Genomic DNA, 21,976 nt, shown 5'->3' with positions numbered 1-21,976 from the left:
GGTGCCCCCGCCCGTGGACATCAAGACAGCCTCCGCCCTGCATCGACTCCGACTGGTCTCGCTCCCCGAGGCCATCTCGTTCCCGATCCTGCTGGTCTGCTCCGTGCTCAAGCGCACCACCTCGTTCGACGGGGTCATGGTGATGGGCATGGTCCACGGCATCCTGTTCACGCTGTACGTGCTCTTCTGGCTGGACGCCTGGAACCGCACCAAGTGGTCGGCGAAGACCGGCGTGCTCTACTTCGTGCTCGCCGTGCTGCCCTTCGGCGGCTTCTTCGCCGAGCGCAAGATCCGGCGCGAGCTGGACGACGCGGTGATCGCGACCCGGGCCCGCAAGGAAGGCGTGGTCAACGCATGATCGTCGCCTTCTCGGTCAGCCCGCTCGGCGTCGGCGAGGACGTGGGGGAGTACGTGGCGGAGGCGGTCCGCGTGGTGCGCGAGTCCGGCCTGCCCAACCGCACCGACGCGATGTTCACCTCCATCGAGGGCGAGTGGGACGAGGTCATGGACGTCGTCAAGCGCGCCGTCGCCGCCGTCGAGGCCCGCTCGAACCGGGTCTCCCTCGTGCTCAAGGCCGACATCCGCCCCGGCGTCACGGACGGCCTGACGTCCAAGGTGGAGACGGTGGAGCGCCACCTGGCCGCCGAGTAGCGCCCACCCCCAGGAACACCACGCGCGAGAGCCCCCGGCCACCCCGGCCGGGGGCTCTCGCGCGTGCGCGGGGAACGGCCGGGCGGGGCGGTCCGGGCGGCCCGGCCCCGGAAAGGGCGCTCAATCCAGAACCGCTCACTCGGAGTACTCCAGTCGACACGCCGGGCTTTCTCCACTTTTGTGGGGATATCAACCCAGTTCAAACCCTGCTCGACGATCCGCTGGAGGGCACCGTGCGCCCGGAGGGCTACGACTACGACACCCACAGCCGGCTAGCCGGACCGCTCACCGATCCGGGCCCCTCGCCCTACCGGGTGCAGTACCGGAGCCTCCTCGCCCAGGAGCCGCACCGCATACGCGCCATACTCCTGATGACCCTGGCGCCGATACTCACCGGCCTGCTGCTCGTCTACCTCGTCTGGCCCACCCACTGGGTCGAGCGCGAGGGCGGCGACCGCTGGCTGGTGGACCTCGACATCGCGATGCTGGTCTCGATCGGTCTGATCGAACTCTTCATGGTCGCCAACGTCGCCTCCGTCGCCCACGCCACGCTGGTGGCCCGCGACCCGGTCCCGGTCACTCCCGAAGAGGGCACCCGGGTCGCCTTCCTCACCACGTACGTGCCGGGCAAGGAACCCATATCCATGGTGCGGAACACCCTGGAGGCGGCCGTCCGGCTCACCCACCCCGGAACCCTGGACGTCTGGCTCCTGGACGAGGGCGACGACGAGCAGGCCCGGGCGCTCTGCGCCGAACTGGGCGTGCGGCACTTCACCCGCAAGGGCGTCCCCGAGTGGAACCGCAAGAAGGGCGTCCACAAGGCCCGCACCAAGCACGGCAACTACAACGCCTGGATCGCGATGCACGGCGGCGGCTACGACTTCTTCGCCTCCGTCGACACCGACCACGCCCCGCTCCCCAACTTCCTGGAGCGGATGATGGGTTACTTCCGTGACCCCGACGTCGCCTTCGTCGTCGGACCGCAGGTGTACGGCAACTACGACTCGCCCGTCACCAAGGCCGCCGAATCCCAGCAGTTCCTCTTCCACGCGCTGATCCAGCGGGCCGGCAACCGCTACCGGGCCCCCATGTTCGTCGGCACCAACAACGTGGTGCGGATCGCGGCGCTGCGGCAGATCGGCGGCCTGTACGACTCGATCACCGAGGACATGGCCACCGGCTTCGAACTGCACCGGCACAAGAACCCGAAGACCGGCCGCCACTGGCGCTCCGTGTACACCCCGGACGTGCTGGCCGTCGGCGAGGGCCCGGCCTCCTGGACCGACTTCTTCACCCAGCAGATGCGCTGGTCGCGCGGCACCTACGAGACGCTGTTCAAGCAGTACTGGAAGGCGCCGTTCACCATGCCGCCCGGCCGGCTGCTCTCGTACACCCTGATGCTCGTCTACTACCCCATGACGGCGGTCAACTGGCTTCTGGGCATGCTCAGTTGCGTCCTGTTCCTGTGGTTCGGCGCTTCCGGCACCCAGGTCACCGCCTCGGTCTGGCTGATGCTCTACAGCGACGCGGCGGCCCTCCAGATCGGCCTGTACCTGTGGAACCGGCGGCACAACGTCTCGCCGCACGAACCCGAGGGCTCGGGCGGGCTCGCCGGGATGGGCATGTCGGCCCTCTCGGCGCCCATCTACCTCAAGTCGCTGGGCTCGGCCGTGCTGCGCACCCGTGGCCGGTTCGTCGTCACCCCCAAGGGCGGCCAGGCCAGCCCCGACCGGCTGTGGACCTTCCGGATCCATCTGTTCTGGGCGGCCGTGCTGACCAGCTCGCTCATCGCCTCCGTGCACTACCGGCACACCCACGTCGCGATGCGCACCTGGGCCGTGCTCGCGCTGTGCATCGCGCTGGCCCCGGCCGTGATCTGGGCCTGGACCACGGTGCGCGAACGCGCCGCGGCCCGCGCCGCGGCCAAGCGCACCGGCCACAAACCCACCACCACGGGCGAGGCGGAACCCGCCATCGCCACGACGACAGGAGGGAACTGAGCCATGGCCTACCGGCCCTCGAAGCGGACGAAGAAGACCCTGTTCGGCGGTGGCGCCGTCGTGGTCCTGGCGGGGCTCAACGCACCCGCCGCGCTCTCCTTCGCCACCGAGCAGTACCACGCCTACGAGATCGCGCAGCCCGAATACATGGCGAAGTTCGGCGCCTGGCAGGACGTCGACATCCCCAAGGAGTACCGCACCAACGCCATCCACACGGCCCTGCTGCACACCGGCAAGGTCCTGATCATCGCGGGCTCCGGCAACAAACAGGACCACTTCGACGCGGGCACCTTCGACACCGTCCTGTGGAACCCCAAGGACAACACCTTCAAGAAGATCCCCACCCCCGAGGACTTCTTCTGCGGCGGCCACGCCCAACTCCCGGACGGCAACCTCCTGGTGGCCGGCGGCACCGCCCGATACGAGGTCCTGGACGGCGAGGTGAAACGGGCCGGCGGCGGCATGCGGGTCAAGAACGAGGACCCGAACAAGGACGTCACCGTCAAGAAGGGCACCAAGTTCCGCTCCCCCTCGGGCGTGGAGTACGTCGCCAAGTTCGACGTCACGGTGCCGCGCGCCAAGCGCGAGTTCGAGATCTCGTACTACGCGAGCGGGCAGATGAAGCCCTGGAAGACCAAGACCACCGCCGCCGAGGCGCGCGTCTTCGTCGAGGCCGTCGTGCCGGGCGCCCAGTCGGTCGCCACCGACCAGGCCCAGTACGAGGTCGAGGGCCTGACCGGCAAGGACGCCGACAACGTGTACGGGCTGGCCGAGAAGATAACCCTGGACAAGCAGGACTACCAGGGGATCAGGGCGGCCTACGAGTTCGATCCCAAGGCCGAGAAGTACGTCCCGGTGGCCCCCATGAAGGAGGCCCGCTGGTACCCGACGCTCACCACGCTCCAGGACGGCAAGGTGCTCGCCGTCTCCGGGCTCGACGACGTGGGCGCCATCCTCCAGGGCGACAACGAGATCTACGACCCGAAGACCAAGAAGTGGTCCAAGGGCCCCACCCGCTACTTCCCGACCTACCCCTCGCTGTTCCTCACCAAGGGCGGCAAGCTCTTCTACTCCGGCGCCAACTCCGGTTACGGGCCCGCCAACAAGGGCCGCGAGCCGGGCGTGTGGGACGTCGAGAAGAACACCTTCACCAAGATCGGCGGCCTGAACGCCGCCGACCAGCTGGAGACGGCCAGTTCGCTCCTGCTGCCGCCCGCCCAGGACCAGCGCTTCATGCTGCTCGGCGGTGGCGGGGTCGGCGAGTCCGAGAAGGCCACGCCGCGCACCGCCGTGGTGGACCTGAAGCAGAACAGCCCCGTCTTCCAGAGCGGGCCCGAACTCCCGCAGGGCACGCGGTACTTGAACAGCGTGCTCATGCCGGACGACTCCGTCTTCACCAGCGGCGGCTCGTCCGACTACCGGGGCCGGGGCGGCTCCAACATCCTCAAGGCGCAGTTCTACGACCCCAAGGCGAACGTGTTCCGCGAGGCGGCGGACCCCACCATCGGCCGCAACTACCACTCCGAGGCGCTGCTGCTGCCCGACGGACGGGTCGCCACCTTCGGCTCCGACTCGCTCTTCGGGGACAAGGCCAACACCAAGCTCGGCAAGTTCGAGCAGCGCATGGAGGTCTACACCCCGCCCTACCTCTACCGCGACAAGGCCAAGCGCCCCGCGCTCGGCGACGGCCCCGAGGCCGCGGCCGCCGACGGCAGGGCGACCTTCAGGACCGACCACCCCGAGCGGGTCGTGAAGGCCCGGCTGCTGCGGCCGAGCGCGGTCACCCACACCACGGACGTGGAGCAGCGCTCGATCGAGCTGGGCCTGGCCAAGGACAAGAACTCGGTCACGGTCACCGTCCCGAAGGACCGGGCGCTCGTCCCGCCCGGCTGGTACATGCTCTTCGTGGCCGACCAGGAGGGCACCCCGTCCGAGGCGAAGTGGCTCCGGGTGGACTGACGGACGGCGTGGACGGACGCACGGAGTGGACGGACGTCAGAAACGGGCGCGCTTGGCGAGCCCGAGCGCGTACTCCGGCCACCAGGTGCCGGCGGACGGGCCCCCTCGACAGGGCCCGTCCGAGTCTCCGGGCCGCTTGATCCACAGGAACGCGTCGACGAGCCGGTCGCCCGTGCTGACCGACGGCGGCGCCCCGAGCGAGCGGCCCGGGGGGTTGCACCAGGCCTGGTCGCGGTCGTCGAGCAGGGGCCCCTCGCCGTTGCGGCTGGTGTCCATGACGAAGTGCTTGCCGTCCAGGCCCTGGGACACCTTCGCCCCGTAGGCCCGGACCGTCGCGTCCGTCTGGAAGTTGGACACGTTCAGCGCGAACCCGTCGGCCCTCTCGACCCCGGCCCGCCGCAGCGGTTCCACCAGGCTGTTGGGATCCGGGATCCAGGACGGATTCCCGGCATCCACGTACACCTTCGTGTGAGGCAGCTTCTTGAGGTGCTCGACCGCCTCGTTGAGGAGCTGATAGCGCTCGGCGTGATGGTCGGGAGTCGTGCAGCCGTCGACCATGTGGGCCACCGCGTCGGGCTCCAGGACCACGACCGCCGGGGCGTCCCCGATGGCGTCGGCGAACGTCCCGATCCAGGCACGGTAGCCGTCGACGCCGTCCGCGCCGCCCGCCGAGTACTTGCCGCAGTCGCGGTGCGGAATGTCGTAGGCCACGAACAGCGCGGTCCGCTTCTCCTTGGCCGCGCCCTCGACGGCCTTGTGGATGCGGGGCCGAGGGTTGTCCCCGGACGGCCATACGGCCACCGGCCGGTCGGCGATCCGCCGCAGCACCTGGGCGTCGGCGGTACGCCCCTGCCCCTGCCAGAGCCTGATCTGCCGGGCGGCGTCGCTCTCCGGGTCGACCCAGAAGGGGGAGCCGGGCGCGGGTGCGGCCTCGGCCGGGGTGCGGTCCCGGACCACGGAGGCGTCGCCGGGGCCGGCACCGGAGGAGCAGCCGGCGACGGCGGCGAGCAGAGCGGCGGCGATGAGGATTCGGTACCGGGACATCCAGCCCCCCTTGGGGGTCGCGAGGGCGTGCACGGGACCGGGCAATGGTGACATAACGGTCACTCTGCGTGGGGGAGCGCCATGCCGGGGGAGGGGCGCGCCCGGGCGCGGGGTGGCGCGTGCGGTACCGAACTTCGAGACGGAGCTGACCGGCATGTGACCAGTGGGTAAGGTCGACGGGTGCCCAAGCCGCTCAGCCTTCCCTTCGATCCCATCGCCCGAGCCGACGAACTCTGGCAGCAGCGCTGGGGACCCGTGCCCGCGATGGGGGCGATCACCTCTATCATGCGGGCGCACCAGATCCTGCTGGCCGAGGTCGACGCGGTGGTCAAGCCGTACGGGCTGACGTTCGCGCGGTACGAGGCGCTGGTGCTGCTCACCTTCTCCAAGGCGGGAGAGCTGCCGATGTCCAAGATCGGCGAGCGCCTGATGGTCCACCCGACCTCGGTCACCAACACGGTGGACCGCCTCGTGAAGTCGGGCCTCGTGGACAAGCGCCCCAACCCGAACGACGGCCGCGGCACGCTGGCGTCCATCACGGACAAGGGCCGCGAGGTGGTGGAGCAGGCCACGCGCGACCTGATGGCGATGGAGTTCGGCCTCGGCGCGTACGACGCCGAGGAGTGCGGAGAGATCTTCGCGATCCTGCGCCCTTTGCGGGTGGCGGCCGACGACTTCGAGGAGTGACCCCCGGCGGGGTTCCGCCCCGCACCCCGTTCGTGTGGCTTCGCCCCTCAAACCCGTTTTCGTGTGCGGACCGTGCGTGGCTGGTCGCGCGGTTCCCCGCGCCCCTGGATGCCCGCTGTGCGGGCATCTTCAGCCCGTCCGGCATTTGAGGACGAGCGCCCCCAAGGCGCGAACGGGGTCTGGGGCGGAGCCCCCGGGAGCGGGCCGCCGGGGGTACCCGGGGGAAGATCGCCCCGCATGTCCCGTTACGCTCGACCGCATGAAAAAGAGCGTACTGACCCGCTACCGGGTGATGGCGTACGTCACCGGCGTACTGCTGGTCCTGCTGACCCTCGGCGTGATCGCCAAGTACATCCTGGACATGAACGGCGCCGCGGACTTCACGAAGGTCGTCGGCATCGCCCACGGCTGGCTGTACGTGATCTACCTCGTCTTCGCCTTCGACCTCGGCTCCAAGGCGAAGTGGCCGGTCGGCAAGCAGCTGTGGGTGCTGATCGCCGGCACGATCCCCACCGCCGCCTTCTTCGTCGAGCGCAAGGTCTCCAAGGAGCTGGAGTCCAAGGTCGCCGACGGCGTCCCCGCCGCCGCCCGAGCCTGATTCGGGGGTACCGGGACGGCGTCACCACCGCCGCGCGAGCAATCCGCGGCGGTCTCCCATCGACATTTACTAGGACGTCCAAGTAAATTTGAGCCATGGACGCTGACGCCATCGAAGAAGGCCGCCGTCGCTGGCAGGCCCGTTACGACAAGGCCCGCAAGCGCGACGCGGACTTCACCACGCTCTCCGGGGACCCCGTCGACCCGGCGTACGGGCCCCGGCCCGGCGACACCTATGACGGGTTCGAGCGGATCGGCTGGCCCGGGGAGTACCCCTTCACCCGTGGTCTGTACCCGACCGGCTACCGGGGGCGTACCTGGACGATCCGGCAGTTCGCCGGGTTCGGAAACGCCGAGCAGACCAACGAGCGCTACAAGATGATCCTGGCCGCCGGCGGCGGCGGCCTGAGCGTCGCCTTCGACATGCCGACGCTCATGGGACGCGACTCCGACGACCCCCGCTCGCTCGGCGAGGTCGGCCACTGCGGCGTCGCCATCGACTCGGCGGCCGACATGGAAGTCCTGTTCCAGGGCATCCCGCTGGGTGACGTCACCACGTCCATGACCATCAGCGGGCCGGCCGTGCCCGTGTTCTGCATGTACCTCGTCGCCGCCGAGCGGCAGGGCGTCGACCCGGGCGTCCTCAACGGCACGCTCCAGACCGACATCTTCAAGGAGTACATCGCGCAGAAGGAGTGGCTCTTCCAGCCGGAGCCCCATCTGCGTCTCATCGGCGACCTCATGGAGCACTGCGCGCGGGGCATCCCCGCGTACAAGCCGCTCTCGGTCTCCGGCTACCACATCCGCGAGGCCGGGGCGACGGCCGCGCAGGAGCTGGCGTACACCCTCGCGGACGGCTTCGGGTACGTGGAACTGGGCCTCAGCCGGGGCATGGACGTGGACGTCTTCGCGCCGGGGCTCTCGTTCTTCTTCGACGCCCACGTCGACTTCTTCGAGGAGATCGCCAAGTTCCGCGCCGCGCGCCGGATCTGGGCCCGTTGGATGAAGGAGGAGTACGGCGCGCAGACGGACAAGGCGCAGTGGCTGCGCTTCCACACCCAGACCGCCGGGGTGTCGCTGACCGCGCAGCAGCCGTACAACAACGTCGTGCGCACCGCGGTCGAGGCCCTCGCCGCCGTGCTCGGCGGCACCAACTCGCTGCACACCAACGCCCTCGACGAGACCCTCGCACTGCCGAGCGAGCAGGCCGCGGAGATCGCGCTGCGCACGCAGCAGGTGCTGATGGAGGAGACCGGCGTCGCCAACGTCGCCGACCCGCTCGGCGGCTCCTGGTACATCGAGCAGCTCACCGACCGCATCGAGGCGGACGCGGAGAAGATCTTCGACCAGATCCGGGAGCGCGGCACCCGGGCACACCCCGACGGGCAGCACCCGATCGGCCCGATCACCTCGGGCATCCTGCGCGGCATCGAGGACGGCTGGTTCACCGGGGAGATCGCGGAGTCGGCCTTCCGCTACCAGCAGTCGCTGGAGAAGGGCGACAAGCGCGTGGTGGGCGTCAACTGCCACCACGGCTCGGTGACGGGAGACCTGGAGATCCTGCGGGTCAGCCACGAGGTGGAGCGGGAGCAGGTACGCGCCCTGGCCGACCGCAAGTCCCACCGCGACGACGCGGCGGTCCACGCGGCCCTGGACGCGATGCTGGCGGCGGCGCGGGACGGCTCGAACATGATCGCGCCCATGCTGGACGCGGTGCGGGCGGAGGCGACGCTGGGTGAGATCTGCGGGGTGCTCCGCGAGGAGTGGGGAACGTATACGGAGCCGCCCGGCTTCTGACCCCCTTTCCCTCAGACGCCGGGGGGCTGGGGCGCGGCGACCTTGTGCACGGCCCGCCCGCGGCCGTTCGCGCAGTTCCCCGCGCCCCTAGCGGCGCCGGGTGCGGGGGCATCCTCAGCCTGTCCGGCGTTTGAGGACGAGCGCCGTTCAGGCGCGAACGGGGGTCTGGGGGCGGAGCCCCCAGGGTGCCCGGAACCAACCAACCCCGGGCAACGGGCGGGCGGGTGGGCGACCCCCCCCGGGCTAGCGGGGCGCACCCGGCAGGCGGAGCCGGAACGCCGCCCCGCCGCCCGGGGCCTGATGGGCCGTCAGTTCTGCCCCGTGCGCACGGGCGATCTGCCGGGCCATCGCGAGGCCGAGGCCCGACCCCGGCAACGCCCGCGCCTGCTCCGCGCGGTAGAACCGGTCGAAGACATGGGGGAGGTCGGCCGGTGCGATCCCCGGACCGTGGTCCCGTACCGTCAACTCCCTCGAAGACAGGGTGACTTCGACCGGCACCCCGGGCGGGCTGAACTTCGCCGCGTTGTCCAGGAGGTTGGAGATCAGCCGGGCGAGCCGGGCCGGAACGCCCGGCAGGGTCACCGAGGCGTCGGCGAGGTCGAGCCGGAACGGCGTCGCCGGCCAGTGCGCCCGCGCCGTGTCCACGGTGTGCGCGAGCAGCGGAGCCAGCCGGACCTCCTCGAGGAGCGGCGTCGGCTCCTCGTCCCGCGCCAGGTCGATGAGGTCGTTGACCAGCACCGAGACCTCCCGGATCTGGCGCCCGAGCGCCGCCGAGGCACGATCGCGCTGAGCCACCGTCAACCGGTCGGCCCGCGCCAGCAGTTCCGCGTTCGTCCGCAGTGCCGTCAGCGGCGTACGCAGCTCGTGGGACGCGTCGGCGACCAGGCGCCGCTGGGCCGCCACCGACTGTTCCAGCTCGCCCAGCATCGTGTTGAAGGACGCCGCGAGCCGTGTCACCTCGTCCTCCTTGTCCGCCGGCCCCGGAGGCAGCTCGATGCGGTGGCTCGGATCGCGGGTGGCCGCGATGCGCTCGGCCGTCGCGGTGAGCCGGGCCACCGGGGCGAGCCCGGTGCGCGACACCCAGTACCCGAGCGCGGCGGCGAGCAGCACCCCCGCCGCCCCGACCCCGCTCAGCCACCCGGCCGCCTGCCCCACCCCCTTGCGTACGACGTCCGAACGCAGCGCCACCTGAAGGGACTTGCCCCCGCCGAAGGCCTGGGTGAGCATGCGGGCGGGCTCGCCGGAGGGCAGCGTGATGTTGGTGTAGTACGCGTTGCGGGCACCCGAGGCGACCTCGCGGACCGGCGGGCTCACCGGCAGCAGATACGGCTTCGACGGGTCCCTCGCCGGGTCGGCGGGGACCACCTGCGAACACGCCGGGGCGGACAGGAAGCGGCACTCGCCGGCCAGCACGCCGGGCGCCGCGCCCCGGTTCTGCTGGGTGGCCAGGGTCGCCGACTGCGTCAGGTTCAGGTCGAGCTGGTGGTAGAGCTCGAAGCGGATCACGAAGAACGCGGCCGTGCACACGCCGACCGCGACCAGCGCCACCGCGGCCGACGCGGCCAGCGCGAGCCGGGTCCGCAGCGGGCGGTGGCGGCGCCAGCGGGCCCCGAGGCGGCGCCGGGCGCTCACGAGGCCTCCAGCCGGTAGCCGACCCCGTGCACGGTGTGGACCAGGCGCGACTCGCCCGCCGCCTCCAGCTTGCGCCGCAGATAACCCACGTACACGGCAAGGGAGTTGGAGTCGGGCCCGAAGTCGCGGCCCCAGACCAGCTCGTGGATCAGCTCCCTCGGCAGCACCTGCCCCGGGTTGCGCATGAGCAGTTCGAGCAGCGCGAACTCGGTACGGGTGAAGTCGATCGGGCGCTCGCCCCGGCGGGCCGTGTGCGCGACCGGGTCGAGCACGAGGTCCGCGTACCGCAGCTCTTGCGGCTCGGCCGGGTCGGGGGCGGCCCGGCGCAGCAACGCCCTGACCCGGGCGATGAGTTCGTCCAGGGCGAAGGGCTTGACCAGATAGTCGTCGGCGCCCGCCTCCAGACCGTCCACGCGCTCGCTCACCGAGTCCAGGGCGGTCAGTACCAGGACCGGCGTGCGGTCGCCCATCGCCCGCAGCTGGCGGCACACCCCGAGGCCGTCGAGGACCGGCATCATCACGTCCAGGACGATCGCGTCCGGGCGCCAGGCGGCCACCTCGGAGAGCGCCGCGAGTCCGTCCGGGGCGCCGTGGACCTCGTACCCCTCCACCGCGAGGCCGTCCTCGACGGCCGCCCGTACCTCCGGCTCGTCGTCGACGACGAGAATTCTGACCGCGCGCGTGGTGCTCATGGGCAAAGCCTGCCAAACGCCGCTCTTAGAACCCTCTTAAGCCGCCCCGTGAACCTCGGTGCCATGCGCACACCATTGTCAGTAGTGATCGGGGCGGGCGGTACCGGCGGGCACATCTACCCCGGGCTCGCGCTCGCCGAGGCACTGCGGCGGGCCGTCCCCGACGCGGTGGTCTCGTTCGTCGGCACGACCCGGGGCCTGGAGGGCGAGCTGATACCCCGGGCCGGGTACCGGCTGCACACCGTCGACATGATCCCCTTCGACCCCTCGCTCGGCGCCAAGCGGTATCTGCTGCCCGCCGCGCTGCTGAAGTCGGGCGCGCAGTGCCGGGCCATCCTCAAGGCGCAGGGCGCCCAGGTCGCCGTCGGCATGGGCGGCTATCCGAGCGCGCCGGTCATCGTCGGCGCCAAGATGGCCGGGCTGCCCAGCCTCATCCACGAGTCCAACGCGGTGCCGGGGCGAGCCAACCAGTTCGCGGCCCGGCTCACCCCCCACATCGCGGTCGCCTTCGACCGCAGCCGCGCCCATCTCTCGGGCGGCCAGGACGCCCTCACCACCGGCATGCCCATCGCCGCCTCGCTGGCCTCGCTCGACCGCCCGGCGCTGCGCACCGAGGCCCGGCGGGCGCTCGGCGTGCCGCCCGGCGCGCGGCTCGTCCTCGTCAACGGCGGCAGCCTGGGCGCGGCCCGGCTCACCGCGGCGGCCGTCGGCCTGGCCCAGCGGTGGCGCGACCGGCACGACGTCCACCTCCTCATCAAGACCGGTCCGGCCCAACTGGCCGACACCGAACGGCAGTTGTCCGGCCTGCCCGGCGCGCGTGCGGTGCCCTACCTCGACCGGATGGACCTCGCGTACGCGGCCGCCGACCTCGTCGTGTGCCGGGCCGGCTCGGCGACCGTCGCCGAACTCGCCGCGACCGGCGTGCCCGCCGTGCTCGTGCCCTACCCGCACGCGCCCGGCGACCACCAGACCCACAACGCGCGGGTCCTGTCCGACGCGGGCGCAGGCCTGCTCGTGCCGGACGCCGAGACCACCGCGTTCCGCCTGGCCGAACTCGTCGAGCCGCTCCTGGCCGACCCGGCCCGGCTCGCCGCGATGAGCGGCGCCGCCGACCCCGGCAAGCACGCCCGCGCCGCCGAACTGCTGGCCGCCCGGGTCCTCGAACTCGCCTCCTACCCCACCTCGTACACCAGGGAGTACGCAGCATGAACACGGTCACCGCCTGGCACAACCGCACCGTCCTCGTCACCGGCGCCGAGGGCTTCATCGGCTCGACCCTCGTCGACCTCCTGGTCGAACTCGGCGCGAACGTAAGGGCGTTCGTCCACTACAAGCCGTACGCCGAGAAGGGCTTCCTGGCGCATCTGATGAACCACCCCTCGGTGGAGATGATCGCCGGGGACGTCCGGGACGCCGGCCGCGTCTCGGACGCGGTGGCCGGCTGCGACACCGTCTTCCACCTCGCCGCCCTCATCGGCATCCCGTACAGCTACGACTCCCCGGGCGCGTACGTGCAGACGAACGTGGTCGGCACCGAGAACATCGCCGAGGCCTGCCGCCGCCACAGCGTCCGCCGCCTCGTCCACACCTCCACCAGCGAGGTGTACGGGACCGCCCTCACCGCGCCGATCAGCGAGGAGCACCCGCTCCAGCCGCAGTCGCCGTACTCCGCGTCCAAGATCGGCGCCGACATGATGGCGCTCTCGCACTGGCACGCCTTCGAGCTCCCGGTCACCGTGGTGCGCCCCTTCAACACCTACGGTCCCCGGCAGTCGGCCCGCGCCGTGATCCCCACGATCCTGGCCCAACTCCACGCGGGCGTAAGGGAGATCAGGCTGGGCTCGCTGACCCCGACGCGTGACTTCACGTACGTCACCGACACCGCGCGGGGTTTCCTCGCGGTCGCCGAGTGCGACCGGGCGCTCGGCCAGGCGGTGAACCTCGGCACCGGCCGCGAGATCGCGATCGGTGACCTCGCCGAAGCCCTCATCGCCGCGTCGGGCCGCGAGGCCTCGGTCGTGGTCGACCCGGCCCGTCTGCGCCCCTCGGGCAGCGAGGTGGAACGCCTGCTCTCGGACAACACCCGCGCCCGCGAGTGGGCGGGCTGGCACCCGGAAGTCAGCCTGGAGGACGGCCTGAAGCTGACCTCGGAGTGGGTGGCGGAGAACCTCGCGCTGTTCGCGCCGGGGCGGTACCAGGTCTGAGCCCGCTGGGGGTGACGGGCCCGCCGCTCAGGCCGTCGCGGCGAGTCCCGTGCAGATGAGCAGGGTGAAGTCGCGGGCCCACTCCTCGTCCACCGGTTCCGCGCTGACCAGCGCCCGGTGGACGACCGCGCCGGCCACCACGTCGAAGATGAGGTCGGTGTGCCGGGCGGAGGCCGTCGGGTCCGGCTCGTAGGGGAGTTCGCCCCGGGCCTGGGCGCGCTCGCGGCCGACCAGAACCAGCCGCTTCTGGCGGTCGACGATGGCCGAGCGGATCCGCCCGCGCAGCGCGTCGTCCCGAGTGGATTCGGCCACCACCGCCATCAGCGCGGTCTTCGCCTCGGGGCGCTCCAGCAGCGCCGCGAACTGGAGGACGACGCCCTCCACATCGGCCATCAGGCTTCCCAGGTCCGGGAGTTCGAGCTCGTCGAAGAGGACCGCCACGGCGTCCACGACGAGTTCGTTCTTGCCCGCCCAGCGACGGTAGAGCGTCGTCTTGGCGACCCCGGCCCGCGTCGCCACGTCCCCCATCGTCAGCTTCGACCAGCCCAGGTCCACCAGCGCCTCCCGGGTCGCCAGCAGGATCGCGGCATCGGCCTCGGCGCTGCGGGGACGGCCCGTGCGACCCGTACAGGACGGGCTCGCGGCGTGGGATGAGGAAGGCATGACGGCGACCATACCGGCCGGTAGCAATCGCGCCAGGGGGCGTGCGGTGTGCGCGAGATCACGCTGTGCCGCCGCGCTCGCACCAGTTACGCTACGGCTCGTAGCGAAAGCCTTGAGCGGCCTTCCGCGACAACCACATGTGAGGGCGCCGGGGTGGGGACCCAGGTGCCACCAGAACAGAATTCACGGCCCGATCCGGCCCCTCGATGCCTCGCAATCCGGCGGGAGGCACCGGGCGGGCCCGGATCCTGCCACCGGATCACCACGCACCGTCGCGGAAGGGGGAGGATGTACGCATGCAGCCTAGGAACATGTCCATGAGCGGCGTCGTCGACCTCGCCGCGGTGAAGGCGGCCGGTGAGGCCAAGAGCAAGGCGGAGCAGGCGCGAGCCGAGGCCGCCCGGCAGGGCGGGGTCCCGGCGGTCGCGCCGTCCGCCCTCGTCATCGATGTCGACGAGGCCTCCTTCGAGCGCGACGTACTGACCCGCTCCGCCGAGGTGCCGGTCGTCATCGACTTCTGGGCCGAGTGGTGCGAGCCCTGCAAGCAGCTCGGCCCGCTGCTCGAACGCCTCGCCGTCGAGTACAACGGCCGTTTCCTCCTTGCCAAGATCGACGTCGACGCCAACCAGATGCTGATGCAGCAGTTCGGGATCCAGGGGATCCCGGCCGTCTTCGCGGTCGTCGCCGGCCAGGCGCTGCCCCTGTTCCAGGGCGCGGCCCCGGAGGCGCAGATCCGCGAGACCCTGGACCAGCTGGTGCAGGTCGCCGAGGAGCGCTTCGGCCTGACCGGCATCGCGGTGGACGCGGACGCGGCCGCCGCTCCCGCCGCCGAGGCGCAGGTCCCGGTCGGCCCGTACGACGCCCTGCTCGAAGCGGCCGTCGTCGCCCTCGACTCGGGCGATCTGGCCGGCGCGGTCCAGGCGTACAAGAACGTGCTGAGCGACGACCCGGGCAACCCCGAGGCCAAGCTCGGCCTCGCGCAGGCCGAGCTGCTCCAGCGCGTCCAGTCGCTCGACCCAGTCCAGGTCCGCAAGGACGCCGCCGACAAGCCGGCCGACGTGGCGGCCCAGATCGCGGCGGCCGACCTGGATCTGGTCGGCGGTCACGTCGAGGACGCCTTCGGGCGGCTCGTCGAGACCGTGCGGCGCACGTTCGGTGACGATCGCGATGCCGCGCGCGTCCGGCTCCTGGAGCTCTTCGACGTGATCGGCGGGGACGACCCGCGCGTCTCGGCGGCGCGAACGGCGCTGGCGAGGGTGCTCTTCTGACCCACCTCCGAACGTCTCCGGACGTTCATGAACCTGTCACCGAGTGAGTCCCGAAACGCGGTACGCGGCGGACGATTTGGCGACAGAGAGACAAGAGGCGGCCGCGTTTTACCAAAACTTGGTAAACGCGGCCGCTGTTACTTCCAGTAAGTTGAGCTGGATCTTACGTCCGCTTTTCTGCGGCGATTTCACCTTCTGTCCGGCCACTTGACGGCACCCTGCGTGCCCGGTCGATACCCGCCGGTCGCGCCTCGGTTATCAGGCCGTTACTGGCTAGTAACGAACCCCCTTGTGTCACGGCTCGGAATGGACCACGATCGGCCACGCTCGGTCCAATAACGCACCAGCCCGACAGCCACTCGGCGCTGCCGCCCACTTGGGTCCCCACCGGGCCGGCCGGTGGCAGTGGCACCGGCCGTGGACAGGGGGGTCTCTGCTCTCCGGCAGGGCCTGTCCAGAGGTTGCGCGAATGCGTGGCCAGTGGTTGTCGCTCGGGGGTGATCGCCGGTGTCGGACGAAGTGCGCGAGTCGTACGCGGTCGACCTCCCGTGCGCTCCCCTTCCCGAGGACGTAGCACTTCTCCCATCCCGTGACAGCCCTTGAGGGTCCGTCCCGGAGATGTACGTCCGAGAAGGAGGAAAGTCATGGAGTCCCAAGTACGTGGCGGGACCAGATGGAAGCGGTTCGCGCTGGTCATGGTGCCGAGCGTGGCCGCGACGGCCGCGATCGGCGTCGGCCTGGCACAGGGCGCGCTCGCGGCGTCGTTCAGTGTGTCGGGTGTCGACTTCAAGGTGACGGCTCAGCAGCTGGACGGTCGTAACCTCCTGCAGTACGGGAGCGTCGCGACCGGCAAGGACCTGAACGGCAAGGACGCGGTGCACCCCGTCGTCGTTTCCGGGTTCAGCGACGCCACCATCACCAAGATGTGCCAGTCGGTCGTCCAGCCGCTGCCGTTCGGCCTCGGCGACGTGACGATGACGCTGAAGGCTGGTCAGGGCGACCAGAAGATCGAGGCGACCAACATCTACCTCGATGTGTCCGAGCTCTCCACCGACGCCCAGTTCACCAACATCGACATCGGTGTGGCGGCGGGCGAAGGCAAGCGGGACGCGAACGGCAACGTCGTCACCAAGATCCAGCCCGGTGCGGACGGCAAGACGCCGGGCGGCAGCCCGTACGGCTTCGCCCAGCGTGCCGACCGTGCGGTGCTCTCCAACGTGGAGCAGCGCGCGTGGGCGACGACCGCGGGCTCGTTCAAGCTCCCGGGGCTCAGCCTGAGCCTGTCCGGTGGCAAGCACGAGTGCGAGCCGGCGCCCAAGGCCTAGGCCTCGACCGGTGACCGGCGGGTATCCCCCCAGAGCGCGTCGGTCACCGGGACCTTCTTCTACATCTCACAGCAATTGCGGTACCAGGGAGCTGTTTCCATGAGCGCCGAGACCACGGGTTCCCGCGACTTCCAGCACTGGCGGCTTCGTTTCCGGGCGTGGAGGGGCCGTCGGCCGTTCTGGGCCGGACTGCTCACCATCGCCGGCGGCGTGCCCATCATGTACTTCCCGTACGCCAACATGCACCTCGGCAACGTCACGCTGGCCATGTCGACGACGGCCGGCGCGGGCTCGCTCATCATCGGCGTCCTGCTGATCACGCTCGGTCTGACCATGTGGTTCCACAGCGTGGTGCGGACGTTCGCGGGCATCGCGGCGATCCTGCTCGCGCTCATCTCCCTGCCCATCGCCAACATCGGCGGGTTCGTCATCGGCTTCCTGCTCTCGCTGTTCGGCGGTGCGCTGGCCTGTGCCTGGGTGCCGGCCAAGCCGCGGCGGGGGGACAAGCAGACGGAGTCGACGGACGGCGTTCCCGCCTCCGAGGGCGCGCCGGAGCCGACAACCGCCGCCACCGAAACGACAGTTGACGCCAACGGCGGGAGGAACAGTGCGGGGTGACGAGACGCAGCTGGACTCGACCGGAGGCGGCGACCCGCGGGAAAGAAGAGGGCCGCGTCACGCGGCCCCGAGGAAGTCGCTGCTGACCAAGTGGCACATGCCCGCGGGCAGGGCGATGGCACTCGCCGCCATGCCCACGGCCGTGCTGGTCGGGATGAGCCTCACGCCCAAGCTCGCGATGGCCGACGAGAAGACGGACATCCCGTTCGCCCCCGGCCCCTGTGTGACCCGCTCGGACAGCCCCTCGGCCTCGCCGAGCCCGTCGAGCAGCGCTTCGGGCAAGGCCTCGCCGAGCCCGTCGGCGTCGAAGCCGGCCGACAAGCCGGCGGACGACAAGGCCACGGACTCCAAGACGCCGACGCCCACCGCTTCCGGTTCCGCCGGGGACGCCGTCGACAAGCTCCTGAAGCCCGCGACCCAGCCCTCCCAGAAACCGTCCACGGCCCAGCCGCCGGCGAGCACGGCCACGACGCCGCCGCCCGCCAAGAAGACCAACCCGCTGGACCCGCTGGGCCTGGGTGACGCGCTCAAGGGCCTGTTCGGCATCCACGACACGCCGGCTCCGACGCCCACGCCGACCACCTCGACGCCGCCCGCGCCGAAGCCCTCGGCGAGCACGGCCGCCCCCAAGCCGTCGACGAAGCCGTCGACGAAGTCGGCCGAGCCCGGCACCGCCGGGGCGAAGACGGGCGACAAGGCGAGCGGCACGCTCGACAAGGCGACGGAGGCGATCAAGAAGGCGGCCGACGAGGCGGGCCAGAAGGTCGCCGAACTCCCGGACGCGGCAAAGGGGTTGGACCCGAAGAAGGACACGGCCATCCCCGATGGCGCCAAGCCCGCCTTCCCGTGCCCGACCGCCGACCCGAAGGCGCTCGCGGAGGCCAAGCAGGACGGCGGCGTACCGACTCTGCCGACCCAGCCGTGGATCCTCAAGAGCTCGCTGCTCACCCTGGGCGGCCTGAACTACGAGGGCATCGTCGAGGTCAAGGCGGGCGACACGACGAAGAAGGTCCTCAAGTTCACGGCCTCGACCGTGGACATCAAGGACCTGGACCAGCAGGTGTACGGGCCCGACGTGAACGGGAAGCCCACCACGGCCCATGTCGTGGCGCGCTCCGGCTCGACGTCGACGATCCGCAACGGCACGGTGACGATGTACACGGAGGAGCTGAAGGGCAACCTCTTCGGCCTCATCCCGATCACCTTCAGCCCGGCGACGCCGCCCCCGCTGAACGTGCCGTTCGCGTTCTTCACCAACGCGACGGTCCGCCAGGCCGGCCAGTTCGGCGGCACCCTGACGGTCCCCGGACTGCACAACTACGTCACGGACGGCAACCCGACGACGTAACCCAACGGCCCGTCCGGGAGCCGCAGTTGAGCCGTGGCCCGCATTCCCCTCCGGGGGGTGCGGGCCACGGCCGTGCCGTGGTCCCGCCCGGCGCCGGGCCCAATTCCCCGCATCCCCGGGGCCGACGGCACCCCAAGTGGGGACCTTCGGCGGGGTGACGGCGGGACGCTCTGGCCGAGACTCGGGAGCAGAAACCTACGGTTCCGTAGGTTGTGCGGCCCGGGCGCCTTCGCGTGCCCCGACGAATGGACCACGCCGATGGCGACACTCCGCCGAGCCCAGCCCCCGATCATCCAGGGCGGCATGGGCGTCGCCGTGTCCGGATGGCGGCTCGCCCGGGCCGTGGCCGGGCGGGGGCAGCTCGGCGTGGTGTCCGGGACCGCGCTGGACGCGGTGCTGGCGAGGCGGCTCCAGCTCGGTGACCCCGGTGGCCACATGCGGCGGGCACTCGCCGCCTTCCCGGTGCCGGAGGCGGCCGAATACGTGATCGACCGGTACTTCGTCGAGGGCGGGGTCGCGCCCGGGGAGCGGATGCGGGCCATGTCCCGGCTGCGGGTCGACCGGGGCGAGAGCGCCGAACTCCTCACCGTGCTCGGCAACTTCGTCGAGGTGTGGCTCGCCAAGGAGGGCCACGACGGGCCCGTCGGGGTCAACTACCTCGCGAAGATCCAACTGGCCATCGCGCCCGCCCTGTTCGGGGCGATCCTCGCCGGGGCCGACCACGTCCTGGTCGGCGCCGGGATCCCCGGGCAGATCCCCGACCTCGCCTCCCGGCTCGCCCGCGCGGAACCCGTCACCACCCTGGTGGCCGTGGAGGGGGACGAGGAGCCGCTTCCGCATACGTTCGACCCCGGGGCGGCCCTCATGGGTCAACTGCCGGACGGATCAACTCCGTTGCGGCGCCCCGACGTGCTCGCCATCGTGTCGTTGCCCGTGCTCGCCTCGTACCTCGTACGGGATCCCGCCACCCGCCCCGACGGGTTCGTCATCGAGACGCACCGGGCCGGCGGGCACAGCGCGCCGCCGCGCGGCAAGCTCGTCCTCGACGCGACGGGGGAGCCCGTGTACGGGCCTCGGGACCATCCCGACCTCGCCAAGGTCGCGGCCCTCGGCATCCCGTTCTGGCTGGCGGGCGGCGCGGCCCACCCCGAGCGGCTCGCCGAGGCGCGGGCGCTGGGGGCCGTCGGCGTACAGCTCGGCAGCGTGTTCGCGCTGTGCGAGGAATCGGGGCTGCGGGACGATCTGCGCGAGGAGCTGCGGACGCGGGCCCGCGCCGGAACGCTGCGGGTGCGCAACGACCCCCGCGCCTCGCCGACCGCGTTCCCGTTCAAGGTCGCCGAACTCCCCGGCACCCTGTCCGACGAGGCCGTACGGGCGGCCCGGCGGCCCGTGTGCGACCTCGGTTATCTGCGCACACCCGCCCGCTCCGCGAGCGGGGCCCTCGTCTACCGCTGCGCCGCCGAGCCGGTCGCCGCCTACGTGCGCAAGGGCGGCGCGGCCGTGGACACCGCCGGGCGGGTGTGTCTGTGCAACGGGCTGCTCGCCACGGTGGGCCTCGGCCAGCGCAGGCCCGGCGGCGCCGTCGAACCGCCCGTCGTGACCATCGGCCAGGACCTCGGCTTCCTCGACGACATCAGCCCGGACGGGCGTCCCTACTCGGCCGCCGAGGTCATCGACTGGATGACCGGAACCCCGGTTCAGCCCACCGCGTCGGTCTGAGAGCCGCCCCGCTTGCGGCGGGTGAGCACCAGTACGCCCGCGCCGCCCGCCACGATCACGGCCGCGCCGATGCCCGTCCAGCCGAGCACGCCGAGGCCCGAGTCGTCCGAGCCGGCCGCGCTCCCGGCCGCCACCGTGCCGCCCTTGCCCGCCCCCGTCCCGGCCGGCGGCGGGTCGAGGGTGCCGACGGGCTTGGCCTTGCCGGCCGCCGCGAAGCCCCAGTCCAGCAGCTGGCGCATCTCGGTGTACACCTTGTCGTGCTTGTTCTCCTGCGGGTTCATCACCGTCACCACCAGGGTGTGGCCATCGCGCTGGGCCGCCTCGGCCAGGGTGTTCCCGGCGTTCGTGGTGTAGCCGTTCTTGCCGCCGATCAGGCCGGGATACCTGGCCACCCCGTCGATGCCGGACAGCATGCGGTTGGTGTTGGAGATCCCGAACGGCTTGCCCTTGGTGTTGGGGCCGCCGGGGAAGTCGGCCGACGCCGTACCGCAGTACGCCTTGAAGTCCTTGTTCTTCAGGCCGGAGCGCAGGAAGAGCGCCAGGTCGTACGCGGACGACACCTGGCCCGGGGTGTCATAGCCGTCCGGGCTCAGGACGTGGGTGTCCCTGGCGCCGAGCGCCTCGGCCTTCTTCTGCATGTCGGCGACCGTCTTGGGGACCCCGCCGTTCATCGCGGCGAGCACGTGCACCGCGTCGTTGCCCGAGCGCAGGAACACCCCGCGCCACAGGTCGGGCACCTGGTACGTCTGGCCGGGCACGATGCCCACCGCGCTGCTGCCGTCGCCCATGCCCTTGAGGTCCTCGTCGCCGACCTTGCGGCTGGCGTCGTGCGGCACCCCGGGCAGCACGGTGTCCGCGAAGAGCATCTTCAGGGTGCTGGCCGGCGGAAGCGGCCAGTGCGCGTTCCTCGCCCCGAGCACCTGCCCGGTGTCGGCGTCCGCCACCACCCAGGAGAGCGCGGACAGTTCCGGCGGCAACGCCGGTGCGCCCGGGCCGACTTGATCGCCCGCCGCGCCCAGCTGAGCGCCGCCCAGCTGGGACATGTTCGCCGGCGGCTGCTTCTTGGCCTCGCCGCCGGGCGCCCCCGGCGTCGCCGTGCCCGGCTTCGCGGGGTGACCGCTCGCCACGGCCGGACCGACGGCGGCGCCCGCGGTGACAGCGGTGGCGGTGAGCGCCACGAGTGCGCGTCGGACCTGCGGCGATATGGGAAGACGCATGCACGCGAACGTACCCCAGGAGTTGTCACGGAATTGAGCCGTCCGACCGTGGAATTTGCCACGCCCTGTTCATGGAACGGCCAGGCGCCTCAGCCCGTCCACCATCCGACGGGCCCCGGACACGGGTGTGGCCCGCACCCCCGAGGGAGTACGGGCCACACCGTACGGGCCGGTGTCCGCACCGGCCGCGCGCGCTACGCCCCCGGCTTCGGGCCCGCGTCGATGCGGTCGGCCCTCGCCTGGAGGTCCGCCGCGATGTCGTCCCAGTCGGGGCCGAAGTTGTACAGGTCGGCCGCGGCCTCCCGGAGCAGGCCGGCATCGTCGGGACGTTGCAGACAGGCGATCCGGTAGGACAGGTTGCGGGCCCACACGGGCAGCCCCGACCAGTCCTCCGCGATGACCACCCGCAGCATCTCGCGGATGGCGTCCGCGTCGGCGTAGCTCACCGCCTCGATGAACTCGTGCTCGGGCAGGGCGAATCCGGGCTCGGCGTCCGCGGGGCGGCCGCCGGCCACGACGGCACGCGCCAGGGAGATCAGGTCGGTCACGGGGTCA

General features: G+C 71.5%; 20 protein-coding genes. 14 read left to right on the top strand and 6 right to left on the bottom strand.

Going from position 1 to position 21,976, the window contains the following annotated elements:
• Positions 1-13 precede the first annotated feature (13 nt).
• The 4 genes from ACFYZA_RS20020 (at position 14) to ACFYZA_RS20005 (ending at position 4,610) form a co-directional block, all read left to right on the top strand.
• Positions 14-358, top strand: a complete 345-nt coding sequence (locus ACFYZA_RS20020) for a DUF3817 domain-containing protein (RefSeq protein ID WP_382597205.1) — start codon at positions 14-16, stop codon at positions 356-358.
• Entirely contained in the window at positions 355-651 is a 297-nt protein-coding gene (locus ACFYZA_RS20015) for an MTH1187 family thiamine-binding protein (RefSeq protein ID WP_100577478.1), read from the top strand. Before ACFYZA_RS20020 ends, ACFYZA_RS20015 begins: the two co-directional genes overlap by 4 nt.
• A 233-nt stretch (positions 652-884) precedes the next feature.
• Positions 885-2,651 carry a glycosyltransferase family 2 protein gene (locus ACFYZA_RS20010; protein ID WP_382600808.1) on the top strand — a complete coding sequence of 589 codons (1,767 nt, stop codon included), beginning with the start codon at positions 885-887 and terminating at the stop codon, positions 2,649-2,651.
• Between the two features lie 3 nt (positions 2,652-2,654).
• Positions 2,655-4,610 carry a galactose oxidase-like domain-containing protein gene (locus ACFYZA_RS20005; protein ID WP_382600806.1) on the top strand — a complete coding sequence of 652 codons (1,956 nt, stop codon included), beginning with the start codon at positions 2,655-2,657 and terminating at the stop codon, positions 4,608-4,610.
• Between the two features lie 36 nt (positions 4,611-4,646).
• Here the strand turns inward: ACFYZA_RS20005 and ACFYZA_RS20000 are convergent, their stop codons facing one another.
• Positions 4,647-5,654: a glycoside hydrolase family 6 protein gene (locus tag ACFYZA_RS20000; protein WP_382600804.1), complete on the bottom strand. Its 1,008-nt coding sequence runs from the start codon at positions 5,652-5,654 to the stop codon at positions 4,647-4,649.
• A gap of 180 nt (positions 5,655-5,834) precedes the next feature.
• Between ACFYZA_RS20000 and ACFYZA_RS19995 the strand changes: the two genes are divergently transcribed.
• The 3 genes from ACFYZA_RS19995 to ACFYZA_RS19985 all read left to right on the top strand — a co-directional run bounded on the left by ACFYZA_RS19995 (position 5,835) and on the right by ACFYZA_RS19985 (position 8,735).
• On the top strand, positions 5,835-6,341 hold the full coding sequence (locus tag ACFYZA_RS19995; protein ID WP_382600802.1) for a MarR family winged helix-turn-helix transcriptional regulator: 507 nt from the start codon (positions 5,835-5,837) through the stop codon (positions 6,339-6,341).
• Between the two features lie 259 nt (positions 6,342-6,600).
• The gene (locus tag ACFYZA_RS19990) at positions 6,601-6,939 is read left to right on the top strand and encodes a DUF3817 domain-containing protein (RefSeq protein ID WP_382600800.1); all 339 of its coding nucleotides are present in this window, start codon (positions 6,601-6,603) and stop codon (positions 6,937-6,939) included.
• A 95-nt stretch (positions 6,940-7,034) separates the two neighbouring features.
• On the top strand, positions 7,035-8,735 hold the full coding sequence (locus tag ACFYZA_RS19985) for a methylmalonyl-CoA mutase (protein ID WP_382600797.1): 1,701 nt from the start codon (positions 7,035-7,037) through the stop codon (positions 8,733-8,735).
• A 243-nt stretch (positions 8,736-8,978) separates the two neighbouring features.
• On the opposite strand, the gene ACFYZA_RS19980 is transcribed toward ACFYZA_RS19985, so the two are convergent.
• Positions 8,979-10,367, bottom strand: coding sequence for an ATP-binding protein (locus ACFYZA_RS19980; RefSeq protein ID WP_388491951.1), 1,389 nt, complete (start codon positions 10,365-10,367; stop codon positions 8,979-8,981).
• Complete coding sequence (locus ACFYZA_RS19975; protein ID WP_382598209.1) at positions 10,364-11,059, bottom strand: response regulator transcription factor; 696 nt, start codon at positions 11,057-11,059, stop codon at positions 10,364-10,366. The genes ACFYZA_RS19980 and ACFYZA_RS19975 overlap by 4 nt, the downstream gene beginning before the upstream one ends.
• A gap of 63 nt (positions 11,060-11,122) precedes the next feature.
• Between ACFYZA_RS19975 and ACFYZA_RS19970 the strand changes: the two genes are divergently transcribed.
• Together ACFYZA_RS19970 and ACFYZA_RS19965 are read left to right on the top strand one after the other, a co-directional pair.
• Entirely contained in the window at positions 11,123-12,268 is a 1,146-nt protein-coding gene (locus ACFYZA_RS19970; RefSeq protein WP_388491949.1) for a glycosyltransferase, read from the top strand.
• The gene (locus ACFYZA_RS19965) at positions 12,265-13,263 is read left to right on the top strand and encodes a GDP-mannose 4,6-dehydratase (RefSeq protein ID WP_388491947.1); all 999 of its coding nucleotides are present in this window, start codon (positions 12,265-12,267) and stop codon (positions 13,261-13,263) included. Before ACFYZA_RS19970 ends, ACFYZA_RS19965 begins: the two co-directional genes overlap by 4 nt.
• A 27-nt stretch (positions 13,264-13,290) precedes the next feature.
• Here ACFYZA_RS19965 and ACFYZA_RS19960 read toward each other — a convergent pair whose 3' ends face one another.
• Positions 13,291-13,926: a TetR/AcrR family transcriptional regulator gene (locus ACFYZA_RS19960; protein WP_382598202.1), complete on the bottom strand. Its 636-nt coding sequence runs from the start codon at positions 13,924-13,926 to the stop codon at positions 13,291-13,293.
• Between the two features lie 296 nt (positions 13,927-14,222).
• Here ACFYZA_RS19960 and ACFYZA_RS19955 point away from each other — a divergent pair, with 296 nt between their 5' ends.
• The 5 genes from ACFYZA_RS19955 to ACFYZA_RS19935 all read left to right on the top strand — a co-directional run bounded on the left by ACFYZA_RS19955 (position 14,223) and on the right by ACFYZA_RS19935 (position 20,204).
• Positions 14,223-15,194 carry a tetratricopeptide repeat protein gene (locus ACFYZA_RS19955; RefSeq protein WP_388491945.1) on the top strand — a complete coding sequence of 324 codons (972 nt, stop codon included), beginning with the start codon at positions 14,223-14,225 and terminating at the stop codon, positions 15,192-15,194.
• Between the two features lie 644 nt (positions 15,195-15,838).
• Positions 15,839-16,519: a DUF6230 family protein gene (locus tag ACFYZA_RS19950; protein ID WP_382598198.1), complete on the top strand. Its 681-nt coding sequence runs from the start codon at positions 15,839-15,841 to the stop codon at positions 16,517-16,519.
• A 99-nt stretch (positions 16,520-16,618) separates the two neighbouring features.
• A complete protein-coding gene (locus ACFYZA_RS19945; RefSeq protein WP_388491943.1) occupies positions 16,619-17,137 on the top strand; it encodes a DUF6114 domain-containing protein in 519 nt (172 codons plus the stop codon).
• The gene (locus ACFYZA_RS19940) at positions 17,127-18,485 is read left to right on the top strand and encodes a hypothetical protein (protein ID WP_388491942.1); all 1,359 of its coding nucleotides are present in this window, start codon (positions 17,127-17,129) and stop codon (positions 18,483-18,485) included. Before ACFYZA_RS19945 ends, ACFYZA_RS19940 begins: the two co-directional genes overlap by 11 nt.
• Before the next feature lie 258 nt (positions 18,486-18,743).
• Positions 18,744-20,204: a hypothetical protein gene (locus ACFYZA_RS19935; RefSeq protein WP_388491941.1), complete on the top strand. Its 1,461-nt coding sequence runs from the start codon at positions 18,744-18,746 to the stop codon at positions 20,202-20,204.
• Here ACFYZA_RS19935 and ACFYZA_RS19930 read toward each other — a convergent pair.
• Both ACFYZA_RS19930 and ACFYZA_RS19925 read right to left on the bottom strand, forming a co-directional pair.
• A complete protein-coding gene (locus ACFYZA_RS19930) occupies positions 20,183-21,421 on the bottom strand; it encodes a D-alanyl-D-alanine carboxypeptidase family protein (protein WP_388491939.1) in 1,239 nt (412 codons plus the stop codon). The two genes, ACFYZA_RS19935 and ACFYZA_RS19930, sit on opposite strands and share 22 nt — an antisense overlap.
• Positions 21,422-21,615: 194 nt before the next feature.
• Positions 21,616-21,969: a hypothetical protein gene (locus tag ACFYZA_RS19925; RefSeq protein ID WP_382598188.1), complete on the bottom strand. Its 354-nt coding sequence runs from the start codon at positions 21,967-21,969 to the stop codon at positions 21,616-21,618.
• Between the last annotated feature and the right edge of the window lie 7 nt (positions 21,970-21,976).

This window comes from Streptomyces sp. NPDC001828, assembly GCF_042892175.1.
Lineage (GTDB): Bacteria > Actinomycetota > Actinomycetes > Streptomycetales > Streptomycetaceae > Streptomyces.
This window is presented reverse-complemented; position numbering and strand designations above follow the sequence as displayed.